The 830-nt window shown below is 56.6% G+C and carries 1 protein-coding gene; it reads left to right on the plus strand.

All coding sequences use genetic code 11. From position 1 onward, the window contains the following. Window positions 1-830 (plus strand): TipJ family phage tail tip protein (gene gpJ / locus ALO_RS22650; protein WP_004099422.1); only part of this gene is annotated, 830 nt, incomplete at both ends.

Raw genomic sequence — 830 nt, forward strand, 5'->3', positions numbered from 1 at the left:
CGGAGCCGGAAATCCGGCTGGGCGCCAATGATCAGCCGGTGGTTGACAATTTTAATGACACCTATTTAGATCAATCCCTGGCTTACGAACTGGATATCGATGATCCCAACAATCCCTGGATCACCCATCAAACGGAAGGCAATGCTGTACAGGGGCTGGAAATCACTCTGCAGTTTCCCGGTGGACTATACCGCATCAATGATGAGGGAAAGCTGAGAAATACGTCTGTCACGGTGCAAGCCCAGTACCGCCGGGTTGGTTCTGACACTTGGAGCAACCTGACCAACGGAGCGGTGACGATTACTAAAGCGACCAACACTCCGTTTCAAGTCACCTACCGGGTAGATCATCTTCCCGCCGCCCAATATGAGGTTCGCGCCCGGTGCGTCTCCAAAGACGGCACCAACACCCGCTATTCCACCCGAGTTTTCTGGACCCAGCTCTCCAGCATCATCTATGACGACTTTGCCCGTCCCGGCAAGGTGCTGGTCGGCATCAAAGCCCTGGCCACCAACCAGCTGAGCGGGGGCATGCCGAACATTACCTGGCTGCAAACCCGCAACGACGTTTGGGTCTGGAATCCCCAGGCGGGCGAATATCAGAAAAAACCGGCCACCAATCCCGCCTGGGCCGCCTACGACATCATCCATCGCTGCCGGCAAATCAAAAATATCCATACCGGCAGTTACGAATTTGTCGCCCAGGGAGCGCCGGCGGCGCGGCTGGTGTACCAGGATTTCGCCAACTGGGCTGCATTCTGCGAGGACCGCCGTCTCACTTTCAACTATATCTTCACCACCGCCGGCGACCTCTGGGCCGCCTTGCAGAAA

This window comes from Acetonema longum DSM 6540 (assembly GCF_000219125.1).
GTDB lineage: Bacteria > Bacillota > Negativicutes > Sporomusales > Acetonemataceae > Acetonema > Acetonema longum.